Raw genomic sequence first — 19271 nt, forward strand, 5'->3', positions numbered from 1 at the left:
CGCCCAGCCCTCGGTTCACTCCGGACCATCTCAGGGTCATATGGGCAATCTTGGCGGTTGTCTGTGGCGTGGTGGCAATTGTCAGAGGCGTGGCGTTGTTCGGCTGATCCGCGTTCAGCCTCGGGTTCTGCGTAATCCCGGCGCTGAGGTGGGTGTTCAGGTTGTTCCGGACCGGCACGATCGGGCCGCCGAGCCGCTGGTGCGCGGTCCGGATCAGGTCGCGGTGGTCCTTCCGGCCTCGTCCTCAAACCGGCCTCGTCCTCGAAGACGAGCCGGGCGCCGGGCGCCGTCGCGGTCCTTCCGTCCGGGGCCAGGTCTTCTTCGTCGAGCCACTGGCGGCGGCCGGAGCGCGGCGTCCTTCCGCACGTGCACGGCGGAGACGGTTACGGGGTGGGCGGCGAGCCGGGGTGTTCAAACAAATGGGGGCTCTCTACGGTTGGGGTTCGGCTGGTCTGTGGGGATGGATGGGTGAAGGGGGCTGAGTGGAAGCCGAGTTGGCGACTCTTGCCGCGTCGGGGGCGACGGCGCTGGTCGGGCTGATGGTTTCGGACGCGTGGGAACGGGCCAAGGGGGCGATCGCCCGGTTCGCCGGGCGGCGCGCTTCGGGCGAGGACGTCGAGGGCGAACTGGAAGCCGACCGTGCCGAGTTGAACGACGCACGGACGACGGGAGGCGTACGCGCTCAGGCAGACGTCCGGGCCCGGTTGCGGCAGCGGCTGGAGGCGCTCTTTCAGGAGGATCCCGGTGCTGCCGAGGAGTTGGCACGGCTGCTGGCCGAGGTCGCTCCAGAGTCCTCCCGGACCTTCGTCAGCCTTGTCAGTGGAGGGGTGAACTACGGTCCCACCTTCCAGGGTTCGCACATCCACGGTGGCATCACCTTCAACGTCGGGACGGCTACGGCGTCGGATTCCGCTGTGCGACCCGATCAAGTACCTGCTGTGACAGTTCCGTTCAGTAACCGCACTGCCGAACTCGCCAATCTGGACGCGTTATTTGGCGGGCGCGCGGATCGCTCCGGGTCCGTTGACGTCGGTGTGCTCGCCGGCCTCCCGGGTGTCGGCAAGACGACCATGGCCTGGCATTGGGCGGCGGCGTCGCGGGCGCTCTTCCCGGACGGCCAGTTGTACGTGGACTTCGCGGCACTGAGGGACCGGTCCGTGCCGATGAGTCTCGTCGGCGCCGATGTCTCCGAGGCCCTCGCCATGTGCCTGAGGTCGCTGTCGGGAAGCGACGACGGCATTCCGAGTTCACTTGCGGAACGGACCAACCTGTTCCGGTCGCGCTCGGCCGACCTTCGCATCCTGCTCGTCCTTGACGACGTGAACCAGCCCGCACAGGTGCGCGCTCTGATCCCCAAGGGGCCGGGCAGCGCCGTGCTGGTCACGAGTCAGGGCAGGCTCGGTGAACTGGCCATGGACGGTGCCCGGTTGATCTCTGTCAAACCGCTGGATGCGCACGGCGGGCTCGCGCTGCTGAGGGACCGGTGCGGTGCGGAAGCGGTCGCGGCCGAGCCCGAGGCCGCGGAGCGTCTGGTCGAGCTGTGCGGCGGGCTCCCGGTGGCCCTCCAGGTCGTGGCGGCGCGGCTGGTCACCGATGACGCCCTGAGCATGACGGCTCTGGCCGCCGAACTGGACGACGAAGCCGGAAGGCTGGCCGGGATGGCGCTGGAAGGTGAGGAGTCCTCCGTGTCCGCTGTTCTGGGTCCCTCCTATCGGCTGTTGCCACCGGAAGCCGCTCGGCTCTACCGCCTCCTGGGCTGGCTGCCGGTCGGCCTCTTCGACGCCGGCGTGGCTGCGGTCGCCGCCGATGTCGACACGCGGCGCGCGAAGCGTCTGCTGGGTGTCCTGGTGAAGGCCAGCCTGGTGGAGAAGACACAGGACGGCCGCTACCGCATGCACGATCTGGTCCGTCTGCACGCCAAGGAGCGCGCGGTGGCGGAGGAGCCGGAGAACGCGGAGGTGGCCCTGACGGAACGGGTGGGCACGCACTATCTCGTGCTGACCGCGTTCGCCGACCGCGCCCTCAGGCGGGACCGGCTGCGGATCGCCGAGCTGAGCGCCCTGCTGCGGGACGCCGATGATCCCTTCGCCGCTGTCGGCGGGCCGCCGCCCTTGGAGTGGCTGGACACAGAGCGCCCCGCCGTCCTGGCGGTGTTGCGCACGGCCGTCCGGTTCGGGCTGCACACCTTGGCGTGGCGGCTGGCCGAGGCGTTCACCGTGCTGTTCCTGTACCGCCGCTACCTCGGGGCCTGGAAGGAGTCGCTGGAGCTGGGTGCCGAGGCAGCGGCCGCAGCGGCGGCTTCGGCGGGCACGGCCGGCGAGTTCACGGAGGCCACGGCGGCAGAGGCCCGGCTGCGCAGCCTGCTGTCGCGCCCGTTGCTGGACCTCGGCGAGAACGACCGGGCCGCAGCGGAACTCGACAAGGCCGTCGCCCTGGCCGAGACGTCCGGTCACCTCGTCCTGCGCGCCTCCGTACAGGAGTTCCTCGGACGGTACCGGGACCTCTGCGAACCGTCTCGCGCCGTCGATGCCTACCTGCTCTCCCTGCAACTCAACGAGCAGGCCGGGGAGGCCCGTGGCGCGGCCATCGCCGCCTACTTCCTCGGGTGCGCGCAGGACGCCCAGGGCGATCACGCGGAGGCCATGGTCACCTTGCGCCGGGCGCGACAGGAGCTGGAGAGCCGGGACGAGCCCGACCGCCGGATGGCGGCCCGGGTGACCGCCGCCATGGGCGTCGTACACGATCATCTCGGTGAGACCGAGGAGGCGGTTCGCGAGCTGCGCGGGGCGGCCCAGGTGCTGGGCGAGTGGGGGCGACGCACTACGAGGCGCAGGCGCTGGTGCAGCTCGCCGACGTCGCCGAGCGGACCGGGGACCGTGACGGCCTGGTGCGCGAGTGTCTGAGCCGGGCCGTCGCCGTTCACGAGGCGGCCGGCAGTCGCTTGGCGGAGGAGCTGAGGCGGCGGTTGGAGGATCTCGATCAGTAGCGCGGCCGGTGCGGGCGGGGGCGTACGCGGAGGGCGACGTCCTCGTCCCGGCCGGCACCGATCCGCAGCGTCACGTGGGTGTCGTCCAGCGGGCGGCCCGCGCGCAGGCACGCGTAGACGACCGCGGCCGGCAGGGTCGGATCCGTCACCGGTCCGGTGGTCGCCGCCTCCACGATCCGGCCGTCCCTGAGCCCGACCAGACAGCAGCCTCCGCGAACGTCCGAGACCGCGAGGAGGCTTCCGGGGAACCGGGCGAGTGTCTCCTCGATCCAGCGGAGGGCGCCGACCGAGGTGGACGCGGCCCGGCGCCGGACGAGGACTGAAGCGCTCTCGGCCAAGCGGTGGTCGCGTTCGTCGTCGACGCAGGCCAGATGGGTGGAGCAGGTGGAGGTGTCCGGGTGTGCGTCGTCGTGCGCGGTCGCTGCCGCCGGAAAGCGGCGCACGGAGACCGTCGGTGCCTCGCTGTCTCCGGTGACGAGGGTGGTCACTTGCCACGACGTGACCGGTGAGGCGGGTGGGTCCGGTACGGGCAGCAGCAGGGGCGACGGCGGTGGGGACGCCGGCTCGGCCAGATTCAGCAGGCGGTAGAGGGCGGTGCGGAGCCTGGCGAGGGCCTGCCCCGGTTCGGCGAAGGCCCGTTCCGCGACCGCCGCGTACCGCCGGGGAGTGTGCTCACGGATCAGGTCCTCCACCTGCCGGAGCAGGTCCCCCCGGGTGTCGAGGCGCGGTGCCACGGCCGCCAGATCGTGGACGGCGGTCCCGGGCACGGCGTCACTCCCGAACGCGGCCAGCAGCACCGGTGTACCCGACGCGGCGCCGTACAGCGTCACCGAACCGTGGTCGCCGATCACGACGTCCGCCGCGACCAGCGCGGGCCGCCAGGCATGGACGGCCGGCATCAGCAGCAGGCCCGCGTCCAGGGCGGCGGCGGCCTGCGAGGTGTGGATCTGCCACGCTCCATGGGCCGACCAGACATTGGGGTGGACGATCGCACCCACCCGGTAGTCGTCGTAGGGGAGTTGGGACAGCAGACGCGACAGCAGATCCGGATGGCGGCCAAGGAGCGAGGTGGGTCCCCAGGTGGAGCTGACCATGACCAGACGCTGGTGCTCCGCGACCCCCAGCGCGTCCCGGTACGCGTTCCTGCGTGACCGGCTGACGACCAGCTCGTCGTAGCACGGGTCGCCGACCAGCAGCGTGTGTCCTGCGGACTTCGGGTGGGTGGCGAGCAACTGCTCTTCCTGTGCCGGATGCGAGACGGCCAGCCAGGCGCGCCCCGACTCGAGCAGTGAGTCCGGTACGACGCCGGAGAGTCTGTCCGTCGAACTCCGGGAATCCGGAACGTACTTCTGGAAGCCGATGCCGTGCGGCAGCACCAGCACCGGACAGTCGCCCTCCGGCACGTCGATGTTCTCGCTGGCGGTGAGGATGAGGTCGGGGGTCGTCCGGCCGAGCTGTTCCCACGGCATGACCCGGCATCCGGCCTCGTGGAGGAGGTCGAGGACACCGGCGTTGAACGCGGACGTGGGGTCGTGGGCGAAGACGACGGTCACCCGGCCGTCTCCGCGCAGGAGCGACGGCAGGGTCTCCAGGACCCGTACGGTCGAGGTGACCGTGCGGGCGGCGACGACAAGAGTGCGTTCGCTCTGGAAGGTGCTCCACCGGTGGGCGTCGGCCCCTACGGGAACGCGAAGCGGCGGCTGGCTACCGAACAAGGCGGCCGCCTCTGACAAACCCCTGCCCCCGACTGGTCAGCGGCTCGCGGCTCGCGGCTCGCGGCTCGCGGCTCGCGGCTCGCGGCTCGCGGCTCGCGGCTCGCGGCTCGCGGCTCGCGGCTCGCGGCTCGCGGCTCGCGGCTCGCGGCTCGCGGCTCGCGGCTCGCGGCTCGCGGCTCGCGGCTCGCGGCTCGCGGCTCGCGGCGATGGTGCTTAGCGCATCTCAAGCCGGTTTGCAATCTTTCGGCCGGTTTCCCGGCGGGCGGACGGGCATGTGAACTCGTACACGGTATCGAAATCGCGGTGACCGTGACGCACGCATGGTGTGAACCCCGTGTGCCGGTCCGGTCGTCCGCGAGCACCTGATCTGAAGCGCGTCGAGCAGCAGTTGTCCGACCGGATACACGGTCACGACCAGGAAGGCCCCGCCGTGCCACAGGGAAGCCCCGATGTCACGCAGACCCCGGCACATCTCGCCCGTCTCGACCAGGACGTCTCCTACCGCCGACTGACCCCCGCCGGCGCCGCCTTCTACCGTGCGCTCGCGGTGTGTGCGTGGCCGACCGTGACCGTCCGCTGTGCCGCGCATGCCGCCGGTGTCGGAGAGGGCGAAGCCCGCGTGTTCCTTGAGCAGTTGGCCCGACTGCGTCTGATCGAAAAGGCTGGGCAGGAGCGCTACCGGTTCCGTCCGCCGGCCCGGACGCACGCCCACGAACGGGCGGTGTCCGAGGACGGTCACGACCGTATGGCCGCCGCGGTCCACCGGGCGGCGGTGGCGCAACTGCACTTCGCGGCGGGCGCGGACTTCCGGGTCATGCCGCTGAGGTGGCGACTCGGCCCCGCCTACCAGGGGCTCACGCTCCCGGAACACCGTGACCTGGCGGACGGCAAGCGCGCGTTGGCGGAACTGCGCCGCGAACGGGAGAACCTCGCGGCCACCATCCGGGCGGCCTTTCGGTACGGCTTCTACGACCTCGTATGGCAGTTGTGTGAGGCCATGTGGGGACTGCATCTGCTGCTCGGCTTCCACACCCAGTGGATCGACACCCATCTGCTCGGCGTGGAGGCCGCGCGACGCAGCGCGGCGAGGGGCGGCGATCGGCGTGCGCTGGGACGCATGTGGGCCCAACTCGCCTTCGGTTACATGGGGATCGGCAACATGACCGATGCCGACGACGCGCTGAAGCAGGCCAGGGCGGCGGACCGGGCATGTGGTCATCACCGTGGGGAGGCAACGGCGGTCGAGGCGGTGGGGCTGTTGCGCCACAGGCAGCGGAGATTCGCGGAGGCCCAGCAGTGCTTCGAGGAGGCGAAGGAGATCCTGGGGCGCATCGGCCCGGGTGAGGACGGATGGGACGACGTACCCCGGGCCACCGCCCTGCTGGAGCACCACATCGGCCGCGCCGAGACCGAGCAGCGGCACCTTCCCGCCGCCGTAGCCCGGCTGAACGGCGCCCTCGCGCGGTTGCGTGAGCTGCCGGGAGGCGACCCCTACAACGAGGGCCGTGTTCACATGAGCCTGAGCGGCGTACACCTTGCCGAGGGAGACCCGGAACGCGCCCGCGCATGCCTGGACCGGGCCGTCGAGGCCATGACCGAGGCGGGCGCCGGACTGCAACTTGCCGACGCCCTCATGGCGAGGGCCGAGTACCACTGCCTCCACGGCCACCGGGCGCAGCAAGCACAGGATCTACGCGCCGCCGCCGCGTGTTTCGAGGAGAACGGTGACCGGGCCGCTCTCGCATGGGTGCGGGCGAGGCTGGCCGAGGGGGAGCCGTGAGCGACCGGTTCACGGTGTCGAGGCGGAGAGCGGTTCGACGGCGACGCGGTGTCTCGCCGCCCCCGTGCGCACGGTGATCGCGGGCGTGGCGGACGCCAGGGCCCTGCCACTCGCCAGCCAGGCGTAGAGCGCCGAGGCGTAGACGGCGGGATCACACAGGTCGGTCCGCCCGTCGGGGTCCGCCGCGGCGGACAACCGCACGAGGTCTCCCTCACGGGTGCGGACGACACAGCGGTCCGGGCCGTCGATATAGGCGGCCAGACCGCAGTAGGGGTAGCGGTCGAGGGCCTCCGACGCCCAGACGACCGGCGGACCGAGTCGTGGATCGTCCCCGGCGGCCTGTCGTACGACGATGTCGGCGACGCGCAGCCGATCGGCCTCCCGCGTCTCCTCGTCGATCACCGTGTGCGCGGTGTCGACCTGCACCGGAGGGTCCTGCGACGGATCGGGCCCGTCGTCTGTGACGGCGTACCGGGTGAGGGCGAGTTCCGGAGGATCGGTAGTGATCTGTCGTACGAGAACGCGGATCGGCGCCGTGACGCGAACGGGAGAGTACGGCGGCAGTGGCAGCGGATCGAGCAGTGCCGCGTGCCCTGAGGGCTCGGGCAGGTCCATGAGGCCGTAGAACAAGCGGCGCAGCAGGGCGGCCGACTCACCGGGTGACGAACTTGCCAGCTCTGCAAGCTCCTTGTAGAGGCCGGGGTCGTGCGAGCTGATCGCTCGGTCGATCTGCGCGCGGAGGCTGCCGTGACGGAGGAGACGGGGGGCCGTACGGCCGAAGGCGGCCACCGGGGACAGCGGGTCGAGATCCTCCTGGGGGAACGCTCCGAGGAGGACAGGGATGCCGATGGATGCCGCGTAGTAGGTGACGCTGGAGTGGTCCCCGATCACGCAGTCCGCCGCGATCAGGGCCTGTCTCCACCCGTCGAGCGGAGGGATCGCCTCAAGGCCGGCTCGGCGCGCGCTGTCCAGCCACGCGTGGACCTGGCCAGGACCGTGGCCGTACCAGATGTTCGGATGCAGAACAGCGGTCGTTCGGTACTCGTCGGTCGGCAGTTCCGTCGCCAGACGGGACAGCAGCCAGGGCAGCAGGCCCGCCGGCTCTGTGGCGTTGGCTCCGCCGAAGAGGGAACGTTGTCCCCACGTCGAGCTGAGGACGATCAGCCGTCGGTCGGGCCCCACCCCCAGTGCACGCCGGAAACGGTCGCGTTGGGGCAGAGCGGCGAGGATGCGGTCGTAACAGGGGTCCCCGGCGAGCACCGCGGTGGGAGCCGCTTCGGGGCAGGACGCGCGCAGCCGCTCCAGCTGCTCCGGGTGCGAAAGGACCGTGGCGGCCGCGAGCGGACGGCCGTCCTCCAGGAGCCACTCCGGCGACAGGCCGAAGACCGGTGTCTGGGGTCCAGAGGGCGAAGTCCTGGGCTTGATTTCCGGCGTCCGCAACCGCTTGTTGTAGCCCATCCCGTGGGACAGCACTGCCAACTTTCCCTGAATAGCGCTCAGTTCGCCGCCGTAACTGGCCGACACCGCCAGGTCGAAATCCGTCGCCTTCGCCTGTTCCCATGGGAGTACCGGCAGTCCCGCCTGGGCCAGCAGTTCCGGTACGCCGGACAGGAAGGGTGACGAACCCGTGCACGTGGCGAACATCTGGACTCGTATGTCGCTGTGGAAGAGCGGGAGTACGTCCAGCAGGCGGGTCGCGGAGGTCACGTTGTGGATGATGAAGAGGACGCGGCGGCAGCCTGTGCGGGTGATCCAGCGGTGCGCGTCCTCGCCCACCGGTACGCGTAGCCACACCGACTCGCCTGTCACGCTTGCTCGTACCCCTGACTTGATCGAGTCCGTCGCCCTCGCCGATGTTATCGGGGTGCGCGTGTTCGAAAAGGGTGCCTCCGCCCGTCCGTCGGGAAAAGTCTCTAGAGTGCTTGATCAGCACGCTGTGGATGGTCGAGGGGGACTGTGGTGAGGGTCGAACTTCCGCCGGAGCCGGTGTACTTCGTCAATCGTGACGACGAGCGGGAACGCGCCTTGCGGGCCGTGACCGAGTGGCGGAGCCGTTCGCGGCCGCTGGTTCTGGCGGTGAGCGGGGCGGGTGGTCTGGGGAAGACGGAGCTGGCCGGGCTGATCGCCCGTACGCTGCTCGACCAACACTCCTTCCCCGATGGGGCGTTGTCCGTCGATCTGGATGACTTCCGGACCGACGGGGTGCTCGATCCCGGGGATGTGCTTGCCCAGTTGCTGGGTTCCCTCGATGTGGCACAGGACCAGGTGCAGCGGTCGTACGCGGCCCGGTGCAGGCAGTACTGGAACAGGACCTCCGGCGCGAAGCTGGTGCTTCTGCTGGACAACGCGCGGTACGCCTCGGAGGTCGTCCCGCTGCTGCCGGCGTCGGGCGACAGCGTGGTGATCGTCACGAGTCACGGTCCGTTGCACGACCTGGAGGCCGGGGCCGCGGTGGATCTGGCGCTGGCGCCGCTGGAGGAGCGGGCCGCCACGGAGCTGCTGGAGCTGATCGTCCGCGACCACCGGCTGGCCGCCGATCCGGAGGCGGTGCGGTCGGTGGTCCGGCTGTGCGACGGGCTCCCCGCGGCCTTGCATGTGGCGGGACGCTGGGTGCGTACGCACCGGCTGCGGCCGCTCGCCCGTGTTGTCTCCGACCTCCGGGCCGAGTTGGACGAGAAGGGCGTGTCCGGTGTGGAGCACGTCTGGGACATGGCCTACGAGGATCTGTCGCGTCCTGCGGCCCTGCTCTACCGGCTGCTTCCGCACCACCCCGGTGAGACCTTCACGCTTCACTCCGCCACGGCTTTGTCCGGGCTGGACCCGGAGGAGTGTCAGGACGCCCTGGAGGAACTGGACCGGGCCGGGTTACTCGACCTGCGTCTGCTCGCGCTGACGGTCGCCGGTCAGATGCGGCTGCCCGGGCCGCAGCGCGGGCACGCCCTGCGCCGCTCCCGCCGGGAGGCCTCCGACGGGGAGGTGGCCGAGGCGCAGGTCAGGCTGGTGCGCTGGCTGGTCCGGCAGGCTCAGCTTGCCGACCGGTACGCCGCCGGGCGTCGGCTGACCGTCGTGTCGTTGCTGGATCCCCTGCCCGGAGTTCCGGACGTCTCGCTGGAAGACCCGGAGGCGGCGGAGGACGCGGCGTCGCGGGCCGCGCGCGCCGAACGCGCGGCGCGGTGGCTCGACGAGGAACGCCATGTGCTGTTCGCGTGCTCCCGCCTCGCCCACGCCCGTGGCCTGGACACCGAGACCGTGGCCCTGTCCGAGCCCGTATGGACGCACGCCCTCGACCATCCCCACCAGTCCGAGGTTGTCGAGGTCCTTCGGCGCGCCGTCGACTCGGCGGTCCGGTACGGCGGGAACGCCGGCTGGCTCGTGCGTACGCGCTGCCAACTGGCCCGACCGCTCTGGGAGTCGGAGGAACTGACCGCCGCCCAGGAGCAGATCGACGGTGCGATGTCCGCCCTCGAACTCCTCGGCGACTCCGAACGGGACCGCAAGCTTGCCGCCTCTGCCGTCGAGCACCGCGGGATGCTCAAGGGCGCTCGGGGCGAGTGGAGTTCGGCCCTCGCCGACTTCTCCGGTGCCCGTGATCTGCACCAGGCGATCCCCAATCCTTACGGCGTCCTGCTCCAGACCTATCGGATGGGCGAGGCGAGCGCGAAGACCGGTGACCTTGATGCCGCGCGGCTGCTGCTGTCCGAGGCGTACGCCGGGTTCGTGGCGCAGGGGCGTGAGAGGCTGATCGGGCGCTCGGCGTTCGCCCTCGCCGGTGTCCTGCACCGCCTCGGCCGGGCGGACGATGCCCGTGAGCTGTACGAGCAGTCCCTCGGGCGGGCCGACCGGCGGCGGTCGGGCTTCGACGCGGCCCGCGTCCACGATGCCCTCGCCGAACTGGATGCGGGGGACGGGCACTTGGCGGAGGCCGAGGAGCATCGGGTGGCTGCGCGGGCCCTTCGGCAGCGGAATGGTCTGCTCTAGATTGCCGCCATCGCCTCTGCCTCTGTGGCCGGGCGGATGGTGATGTGGAACGTCCGTTCTCCAATGTGGCAGTTGAGGCGGGCGGGCATTTCGCCTGGGCGCGCGAGCAGTCGTGCGTGCGCGGCCGACAGGGCTACCGACGGGTCGAGTCGTACGATCCGTTCGCCCTCGGTGAGTGGTTCTGCCCGGACGGTGTACGGCTGCTCGTGGCCGCGCACCCTGAGCAGGCTTTCGCCCGACGGCAGCAGTGCGGCGGCCGCGCGGCAGCCCGGGTAGGCGGACAGGGTGTGCCGGGTCCAGCCGTCGGCCGTCCAGGTCAGGTCCACCGGGGCGGGGGTGGGCGCCAGGAGCGGGCGGCGCAACAACAGGCCCGCCGAACGGGCCAGTTGTTCGCTCGCGGCGCCGTGTTCCACGGCCAGGTGATGGCCGGGCGGACCGCCGGTGCCTACCGGGTGCCGGGTGATCCGGACGCCGTCGTTCGTGGTGGCCTCCACATGGACGTCGAAGGCCGCGGGGACCCGGCGGGAGGGCGCGGGGATCTGGAGCGGGCGGGGCGCGGCGCGGTGGGTCGGTGGTGTCAGTCCGAGCAGGGCGTAGACCTCGGTCCGTAGGCGCTCCACGGCGTCACCGGGAGGCGCGAACGCGGCCTCGGCGGCGGCCTTTCCGGGGCCTGGATGGTACGCCCGTAGCGCCTCGGCGATGTCCTCCGCCCGGTCCAACTGCGGTACCCGGTCCAGGAGCACGCCCATCGGGCTGCCCGGGATCAGTTCGCCACCGCCTCCATGGACGCTCACGACGGGGCGGTCCTCGGTGGCGGCGCAGTAGTACAGCGCGGCCGAGCCGTGGTCGGTCACCAGCGCGTCGGCGGCGATCAGGACGGAGGCCCACTCGTCGTGAGCCCCGGCAAGGATCATCCCGGCGTCGAGGGCCGGGGCCAGGCGTTCGGTGAGTTCGTACGTCCCGAGCAGGCTGCGCTCGTTGGGGTGGATGATGAACGCCAACTGGTATTCGTCGTACGGCAATTGCCGTGCGAGTCGGGCAGGTAGCTCGGGGTGTCGCCGGATGAGGGACTCCGGTCCCCACGTGGAGGTCAGGACCAGCAGTGTGCGGGCGCCGGTGCCCAGGGCCGCCCGGTAGCGGTCGCGGAGGGGCGAGGAGGCGAGGACGCGTTCCAGGGTGAGGTCGCCGATCACCTTCGCGCGGCTGGCTGAGGTCGGGTCGACGGCGGTCACGGTGGCGACCTGGTCGGGGTGGGCCAGGGCGTGCAGTGCTATCGGGGCACCCTCGTGGCGGGCGGCGCGGCGCAGGAACTCCGGGTCCAGACCGGACGCCGAGTCGGCCGAACCCTCGCCGGGGATCGACTTGTTGAAGCCGGCGCCGTGAGGGAGGAGGACGTGGGGGCCGCGCAGCAGGTGCAGGTCGCCCTTCGGGCTGGCGGTGACCACGAGGTCGTAGGAGCGTTCGCACGCCTCTGCCCAGGGCACGGTGCGTCCGCCGAGGGCGTCGATCGCGGCGAGGGTGTCGGTGTCGTAGTCGGAGCCGGGGACAAGTGTGAACCTGCGGGTGATGCGGTGGTCACCGGAGAGGGCGGGGAGCACGTCGAGCAGCCGATAGAGAGCCACCGCCGACCGAGCCGCGAACAACACAGTCCGCCCGTCGCCCGTCGCCCGAGTGTCCAGTCTAGCGGGGACCGGCGGGCGGGGAGGGGTGTTTCCGCAGGTCGGAGTGGGTTCGTTCGCGTCGTCGAGCGACATGGGCCGATCCTATCGCGCAGCGTTCGAGCGTCGCCGAGAGTGATCCGCGCCGCACATTCGGCAAGCGTGGTGTGCCGTGCCGTGGCTCCTCGCGAGGATGGCCCCATGAGTGAGTGGGCCATCGCGCTGATCGCCGCCGGTTCGGCGGTCGCGGGCAGTGTCGTCACCGGCTGGTACACGCGCACCGCCGGTATCCGGCAGGCCGACGCCGCACGCCACGCGGGTGACCGGCAGGCGGACGCGCTGCTCGACTCGGTGCGCATGACGCTGCGCGCCGAGTCGGACCACCGTGAGTTCGCGCTCCGCCGCCAGATCTACGCCGAGTTCCTCGGGTCGGCCGAGGCCAGGATCCTCGCCGAACGCAACGGCCGGGGTCAGGCCGACGACGAGGTCGCCCTGCAACGCGCCCTGAGCGGCGTGCTGTTGGAGGGTCCGCCCGAGGCGGCCACCGCCGCTCAACACCTCGTCGACAGCCTGCGGCGTCACGAGCGGCCCGACGAACTCAAGCGAGCCAAGCTGGAGTTCGTGTCCGTGGCCCAGGAGTGCTGCCAACCGCCCCGATGACCTCCCTACCGCCCGATGTCGTCCGCGCGAGCCATGAACCGTAGGACCCCGGACGTCACCCGGTACAGGAACGCGCCTCCGTCCTCCGGCGGGTCGTAGAACTGCGACTCCGCGTTGAAGGCGACGCGGCGCGTGATGCCCTGCCAGGGGCGCCGCAGGAGCGCGGAGCGCAGGGCGGTGCGGCCGTCGTCGCCGGCGGCGGTCAGGCCGTGCGCGGCGAACCGTACGGCGTCGTACGCCTCGGCGGCCCAGGGCGCGGGGGCGCTGCCGTGCCGGTCGCGGTGGGCGGCGGTGAATTCCGCGACGCGGGGGTCGGCGGCCGCGTCCGCGTACCCGGTGCCGATCCACCACCCCTCCGCGGCCGCCTCCGCGAGGAAGCGGGCGCCCGTGACGTGTTCGGTCGCCACGCGCGTGCCCCGGTGTCCCGCCTCGCGCAGTGCGCGGGCGCAGGCGGCGGCGCGTTCGGCGCGCAGGCCCGCGAAGAGCACCGCGTCGTCCGGGCGGGCGGCCGTGCGGCGGGCCATCGGTCCGAAGCCGGCCCCGGCGGCGACCTCCTCGACCACGGCCTCGCCGTCGAGCTTGTCGTGCACGGTGACGATACGGACCGTCGGCGCGCTCTCGGCGGCGTCGGTCAGGTCGTGCACGAGCACCGTGCGCGCGGGCTTCACCACCCGGTTGAGGTGGCGCAGGATCGCGGGCGGACCGGCGGTCCTCGTGGAGCGCAGAAGGAGCGCGGTGGTCAGGACGACACCCTCCAGCCGGTCGGTGTCCGCGCGCGTGACCAGCAGCGTCACGCGCGCGGAGGTGCAGGCGGGGACGGCGGCGGGCACGGTCGCGTTCGTCCCGGCGCCGATCACCACGGCCACGTCCGGGTCGGCGGCCAGCCGGGCGGCCGCGGCGGCGGACCCCTTCGCGGTGCCGCCGTCGTCGGCGGTGCGCAGGACGAGGTCGAAGGCCCGGTCGGCCGTGCGGTTGTGCCGGTCGACGGCGAGGCGCGCGCCGCGCTCCTGGGCCGTGAACGCGGTGTCGGACCGGTCGCCGAGCAGGCCGATCACCTGGCGGGGGCGCGGCGCCGCCGAGCCGCCCGGCGCGGACGAGGAACGCCGTCCACCCCTGTCGCCCTCCACCGCCCACCACGCGCCCGCACCGGCCGCCGCGACCCCCAGGACCGCACCCCCGGCGGCCAGCAGTCGCCGACGGGTTGTCGTCGTCCCGGGTTGGTCGGGTCCTAAAGAATCGTCCGGGGGCCCGTCAACAGCCGTCGGCTCCGGCGTCGGCAGGTCGAGGACCCGGGACGCGCGGGCGGCGACCAGCGCGGGGAGACCGGCCGGCAGCCATCCGTCCGCGTCGAACGGGCCCAGCAGCGAACGGAGTTCGGGGACGCCGGGGCGGGTGTCCGGTTCCTTGGCCAGACACGGCCGTACGATCCCGGCGAGCGCCGCCGGTACGCCGTCCAGGTCCGGTTCCTCGTGCACGGTGCGGTAGAGGACGCCCGCCGCGCCACCGGCGCCGAACACCGGGCGCCCCGTGGCCGCGTGGGCGAGGACGCAGGCCAGGGAGAACACGTCGCTCGGCGGTCCGACCGTACGGCCGCGGGCCTGTTCGGGGGAGAGGTAGCCGGGGGAGCCGACGACCGTGCCGTCCGCGGTGAGGGCGGTGACGCCGACCGCGCGGGCGATCCCGAAGTCGATCAGACGGGGCCCGTCGGCGGCGAGGAGGATGTTCGCGGGCTTCACGTCACGGTGGACGAGCCCGCACGCGTGCACCCCCTCCAGCGCCTCGGCCAACGCGGCGCCGAGGGACAGTAGTTGGGTCTCCGGCCAGGGGCCGTGCAGAGCGACGGCCTCGGCGAGGGAGGGGCCGGGCACGTAGGCGGTGGCCAGCCACGGGGCGGGCGCCTCGGCGTCGGCCGCGACGACGGGGACCGTCCACCGGCCCGTCAGCCGCGCCGCGAGATCCGCCTCCCGCCGGAACCGGGCCCGGAAGCCGGGGTCGTCGGCGTACTCGGCGCGGATCACCTTCAGCGCGCACCAGGCCCCGCCGCGCGGGGAGCGCGCCAGGTAGACGACGCCCATCCCGCCCGTGCCGAGCCGCCCCACGAGCCGGTGACCGCCGATCGTGGAAGGGTCGGAGGGCAGCAGCCGTTCCACCTGTCACCCGTCGGCTTTGCCGGTGCGCTCCAGGTCCGTGAGCGACCCGAGTTGGCGGAAGCGTCCGCCGCTGACCTGGTGGACGAACGTGCCGTCCGCCCAACCGCGTTGGTCGGCCTCGTACTGGTGGTACGCGCCGAAGCGGTACGGGCGGGCGATGCCCTGGTACCTGGCCTCGGCCAGCCGTTCGGCGAGCGCCGCCCGCGCGGGTCGGTGCCCGGAACCGGCGTTCGGCGTACCGGTGTTGCTCGCCCCGGCGGCCGGTGTTCCGGTGCCGCCCGCCACGGTGGCCGGTGCTCCGGTGCCGCCCGCCACGGTGCCGTTCGACGCCGCGGCCGGTACCGTCCCGGCGAACTCGGCGAGCAGCATCCGTACGGTGTCGTACGCCTCGGTGGCGTACGGTCCGGGCGGCGTGCCGTGGCGGCGGCGCCACGCGGCGGTGAAGTCGCGGGCCTCCGGTGAGGTCAGCGCGGACGGGTCCACGGCCGAGGTGACCACGTACCAGCCCTCGCCCGCCGCACCGGCCCGGTGTGGGAACTCCGAGCCGTAGAGCAGGTGTTGCATCCAGCGAGGGCCGTCGAAGCGGGCCGCGGCCAGGTCCTGGGCCGCGCGGACGGTGGCGTCCAGGGGGCCGAGGTAGGCGACGGCGGTGACCCCGGCGTCGAGCAGCGAGCGGACGGCGGCCCGGCCGTCGTCGGTGCCCTCGGCCACGACCCTCGGCAGGACCGCCGCGCCGAGGGTGTCCCGCCACTGGCCGACCAGCAGGGTGGCCTGGTCCTGGACGACCGGCCCGCCGGACCGGTCGAGGACCAGGCCGAGCCGGCCGAGGCCGCCGGTCACGAAGGCGTGCAGCGCGATCCAGCCGCCGAGCGCGGTGTGGGCGACGCCGGTCTGGAACGACGACTTCGGGGACGGCAGGTAGTAGTCCTGCTGGCCGGTGGTGCTGGACACATGGGTGAGGCCGGCCGTGCCGTAGACGTTCGCGGCGGTCCGCATCGGGATCTCGCCGACCGGCCCGAAGACGGCGATGACCTCTCGGTCGGCGCTGAACCGCTGGGCCACCTCGCGTGCGCCGGACGCGTCGCCGTGGTCCCGCAGGACGCGTATCCGCAGGTCGTAGGCGCGGCCGCGGGTGGCGTTGTGCTGGTCGACGGCGAGGCGGGCGGCGTCCTCGCAGGCCCGGCTGAAGGGGGCGGCGGCGGTGCCTTCCGTGGTGTGCACGCCGAGGACGTAGGTGGGGCGGGTGTCGGCAGAGGGGTCTTCGTCGTCGCGGTCTCCGGTGGCGAGGAGGGCGGCCGCCGTGCCGCCGCCCGCGGCGAGCAGCAGGGCGCCACCGGCCAGGAGCAGGCGACGGCGGCCGGGGTCCCGGGCGTCGGGTGCCGCCGCGTCGACGGCCGTCGGCTCGATCTCGGGCAGGGCGAGCCCTTCGGCGGAGCGTACGGCGATCATGCGGGCGACGAGGTCGGGGAGCCAGGGGGTGTCGTTGACGGGGTCAGTGAGCAGTTGCCGCAGTTCCTCTGCCGTGGGCCGTTCCTCCGGCGTCTTGGCCAGGCACCGCGCCACCAGCGGACGTAACGCCTCCGGTACGGCGTCGAGGTCGGGCTCGTCGTGGACCGTGCGGTACAGCAGGGCGTCGGGCTCCCCGGTGCCGAACGGCGGCCTGCCGGTCGTGGCGTGGACCAGGACGCCGCCCAGTGCGAAGACGTCGCTCGCGGGCCCGGCCGGTTCGCCGCGCGCCTGCTCCGGGGCGAGGAAACCGGGGGTGCCGACGATGAGGCCGGAGGCGGTGAGGGCGGTGTCGTCGGCGGCGCGCGCGATGCCGAAGTCGATCAGCCGGGGGCCGTCCAGGGCCAGCAGGACGTTGCCCGGTTTGACGTCCCGGTGCACCAGGCCGGCCGCGTGCACGCTTGCGAGGGCATCGGCGAGCAGCCTGCCGAGGACGCGTGCGGAGCGGGTCGGCAGGGGGCCGTGCGCGGCGACCGCCTCGGTGAGCGACGGGCCCGGCACGAACGCGGTCGCCAGCCAGGGGGCGTCGGCCTCGGCGTCCGCGTCGAGCACGGGGACCACCCAGGGGCTGTCGACGCGCCGGGCCAGCTCGGCCTCCCGGGCGAAACGGGCGCGGAAGCCGGCGTCGGCGGCGCTCTCGCCCCGGACGACCTTGACGGCTGCCGGCGTGCCGGTGTCCGTGCGTCCCAGGTAGACGACGCCCATGCCGCCCGCGCCGAGCCGCCGCAGCAGCCGGAAACCGGCGACGCGGGAGGGGTCGGAGGGGAGCAGCGGTTCATTCATCGCGCGCCCTCCTTGGCGAGGCGGTCCACCTCGGCGGCGGTGAAGCCGACGCCCTTCGCGACGTCCTGCGAGACGGCGGTCGTCTCCTCCTCGTTCCGGCCCGCGCCGATACGGCCGGTCGCGGCGACGGTGACCGGGCCGAGCCGGTACTTGAACCAGTCGAAGGGGAGCGCGGTGTCGTCGCCGTCCACGAGGTACTCGCCACTCTCCACCAGGTTGTCGTCGGCGATGGAGTTGCGGCCGTCCGTGAACTCGTCGGCCCGTGAGTACAGTCCGCGTACCCGGTCGGTGGCGTTGAGCCGCTGCTCCGGGCAGCGCAGGGCCTCTTCCAGCGATACGGCCATGTCGCGGCGCGCGGCTGTGGTGTCCCGGTGCACGGTGACCGTCAACGACACGTACACCGGCCCCTTGCCGCCGTCTGCGGGTAACTCGAACTTCCGGGTGAGACCGGCCAACGCGGTGTCGGGCAACGGCTCCCGGCGCCACACGCAGTCCTCCCCGAGCACGGCCCAGGTGTCGGTACGGCTGTCCAGGGGCGGCCTTTCGCGGAACCCCGCGCCGAAGTGGTCCGCCCGTACGCCGAGTTCCTGGACGAAGGCGGCGGCCTCGGCGTGGGTGCGGGGGGCGTGGTCTTCGGTGACGGTGTAAGGGGAGTCGGAGGGGGCGGGGGCGGGGGCGACCGGTGTCGGGGACGCCTTCCGGGAACCGGTGGGGCCGGGCTCGGGCGTCCCACCGGTACACCCCACGAGCAGCAGCACCCCCACCACCGCACCCGGCCAGGGTCTCCACGCGACCATCCCAGCTCCCGATCCGTAGGGCTGCGATCCTGGGAGCCAGTGTGGCGTACGGGGGCGGGTTGCGATACCCAACTCGAGTACGGGGATGGGGACTTGGGCTCTCCTCGGCTACGGCGACTGGTGGGTCGGTGCGTCCGTGCGGATGCGTGTGAGGAGGTGGGCGAGGGGGGTGGGGGTGGTGGTGAGGATGGTGGCGGGGGTGTCGGATTCGCGGAGGTGGAGGGTGGTGGGGGTGGCGGTGAGTTCGAGGCAGGCGTTGCCGTCGCCGCTGCCGGAGAAGGAGGACTTTTGCCAGGTGCTGGGAACGTCCATCGAGCGCCTCACATTTCCTTCGCCAACTGGTGGACGAACGCGCGCGAGCGTTCTGGGTCCAGTGATACGCCTTCCATCCTACGAAAGAGCGTTCGAAAGCGGCCGAGTTGAGCCTCCGAGTCGATGAATGCCGTTCCGTGTGGGCCGTCGCGTACGACCGTGTCCAGCTTGGGGACCGTGCCGCCCACGTACACCATCGCGCTGTCGGCCCCGGCGAACCTGTCCAGGTCGAAGGGGATGACCCGCACTGTGATGTGGTCCCGTTCCGAGAGGTCCAGGACGTGATCGAGTTGAGTGCGCGCTGCTGCTCGATCGCCGACCCTGATGCGGAGCGCAGCCTCGTGGATTACTGCTGTGTAGGGGATTGCTCGCTCCAGGATGACGTGACGGTCCAGTCGGTGGCGCACTCGTAGTTCAAGTTCCGCAGAGGGCAGTTCGGGCACTCGGTACCCAAGGATCTGGCGTGCGTAGGCTTCGGTCTGGAGCAGTCCGGGGATGTGCAGAAAACTCACATCCCAGTAGTGGGTGGCGTGATGCTCCAACTCGGACAGGTCGAGGAACGCCGTAGGCAACTTTCCTCGGTACCCATGCCACCAGCCCCGGACCCGCTCCGTCGCCATCGCCACCAACGCCTCGATCAACGCGGCGTCCGTACACGCATAGTGGGCGACAAGCCGCCGCACGGTTTCCTCGCTGACCCCCGCGACGCCGGACTCGATCTGGCTCAGCCGGCCCGCGTCCGTCCCCAGGAGTGAGGCCGCTTCACGCCCCTTGAGCCCCGCCGCCTCGCGGAGTTTCCGCAGTTCGGCCCCCAGACGTTCCTGACGGGCGGTCACTTGCGTTCTGCGGGCCACGACTTCCTCCTTGAACTCGTTCGGGTTCAGATTAGGGCAGCGGCTTGCGGTGGACCAAGATTGGCCCCTACCGTCTGTGATGCGTACTTCAC

The 19271-nt window shown here is 72.2% G+C and carries 12 protein-coding genes; 4 read left to right on the plus strand and 8 right to left on the minus strand.

Going from position 1 to position 19271, the window contains the following annotated elements:
- The first annotated feature begins 482 nt into the window (after nt 1–482).
- On the plus strand, nt 483–2903 hold the full coding sequence (locus tag AFM16_RS21595; RefSeq protein ID WP_245177760.1) for an NB-ARC domain-containing protein: 2421 nt from the start codon (nt 483–485) through the stop codon (nt 2901–2903).
- Between the two features lie 76 nt (nt 2904–2979).
- Here AFM16_RS21595 and AFM16_RS21600 read toward each other — a convergent pair whose 3' ends face one another.
- Nucleotides 2980–4701: a hypothetical protein gene (locus AFM16_RS21600; protein ID WP_078634330.1), complete on the minus strand. Its 1722-nt coding sequence runs from the start codon at nt 4699–4701 to the stop codon at nt 2980–2982.
- A 430-nt stretch (nt 4702–5131) separates the two neighbouring features.
- On the opposite strand from AFM16_RS21600, the gene AFM16_RS21610 reads away from it, so the two are divergent.
- Nucleotides 5132–6481: a hypothetical protein gene (locus AFM16_RS21610; RefSeq protein ID WP_078634331.1), complete on the plus strand. Its 1350-nt coding sequence runs from the start codon at nt 5132–5134 to the stop codon at nt 6479–6481.
- Nucleotides 6482–6490: 9 nt separating this feature from the next.
- On the opposite strand, the gene AFM16_RS21615 is transcribed toward AFM16_RS21610, so the two are convergent.
- The gene (locus tag AFM16_RS21615; protein ID WP_078634332.1) at nt 6491–8290 is read right to left on the minus strand and encodes a hypothetical protein; all 1800 of its coding nucleotides are present in this window, start codon (nt 8288–8290) and stop codon (nt 6491–6493) included.
- Nucleotides 8291–8440: 150 nt separating this feature from the next.
- Between AFM16_RS21615 and AFM16_RS21620 the strand changes: the two genes are divergently transcribed.
- The gene (locus tag AFM16_RS21620; RefSeq protein WP_078634333.1) at nt 8441–10459 is read left to right on the plus strand and encodes a tetratricopeptide repeat protein; all 2019 of its coding nucleotides are present in this window, start codon (nt 8441–8443) and stop codon (nt 10457–10459) included.
- Here AFM16_RS21620 and AFM16_RS21625 read toward each other — a convergent pair.
- Nucleotides 10456–12081: a CDP-glycerol glycerophosphotransferase family protein gene (locus AFM16_RS21625; RefSeq protein ID WP_245177761.1), complete on the minus strand. Its 1626-nt coding sequence runs from the start codon at nt 12079–12081 to the stop codon at nt 10456–10458. The two genes, AFM16_RS21620 and AFM16_RS21625, sit on opposite strands and share 4 nt — an antisense overlap.
- A gap of 237 nt (nt 12082–12318) precedes the next feature.
- On the opposite strand from AFM16_RS21625, the gene AFM16_RS21630 reads away from it, so the two are divergent.
- Entirely contained in the window at nt 12319–12777 is a 459-nt protein-coding gene (locus tag AFM16_RS21630) for a hypothetical protein (protein ID WP_078634335.1), read from the plus strand.
- Nucleotides 12778–12782: 5 nt separating this feature from the next.
- Here the strand turns inward: AFM16_RS21630 and AFM16_RS21635 are convergent, their stop codons facing one another.
- From AFM16_RS21635 to AFM16_RS21655, 5 genes are all read right to left on the minus strand, one after another.
- Nucleotides 12783–14927, minus strand: a complete 2145-nt coding sequence (locus tag AFM16_RS21635) for a bifunctional serine/threonine-protein kinase/ABC transporter substrate-binding protein (protein ID WP_078634336.1) — start codon at nt 14925–14927, stop codon at nt 12783–12785.
- Nucleotides 14928–14930: 3 nt separating this feature from the next.
- Complete coding sequence (locus AFM16_RS21640) at nt 14931–17216, minus strand: bifunctional serine/threonine-protein kinase/ABC transporter substrate-binding protein (protein WP_078634337.1); 2286 nt, start codon at nt 17214–17216, stop codon at nt 14931–14933.
- Nucleotides 17213–18013, minus strand: coding sequence for a hypothetical protein (locus tag AFM16_RS21645; RefSeq protein WP_078634338.1), 801 nt, complete (start codon nt 18011–18013; stop codon nt 17213–17215). The genes AFM16_RS21640 and AFM16_RS21645 overlap by 4 nt, the downstream gene beginning before the upstream one ends.
- A gap of 108 nt (nt 18014–18121) precedes the next feature.
- Entirely contained in the window at nt 18122–18325 is a 204-nt protein-coding gene (locus AFM16_RS21650; protein WP_078634339.1) for a DUF397 domain-containing protein, read from the minus strand.
- An 8-nt stretch (nt 18326–18333) separates the two neighbouring features.
- On the minus strand, nt 18334–19179 hold the full coding sequence (locus tag AFM16_RS21655) for a helix-turn-helix domain-containing protein (protein WP_078634340.1): 846 nt from the start codon (nt 19177–19179) through the stop codon (nt 18334–18336).
- Between the last annotated feature and the right edge of the window lie 92 nt (nt 19180–19271).

This window comes from Streptomyces antibioticus (assembly GCF_002019855.1).
GTDB lineage: Bacteria > Actinomycetota > Actinomycetes > Streptomycetales > Streptomycetaceae > Streptomyces > Streptomyces antibioticus_B.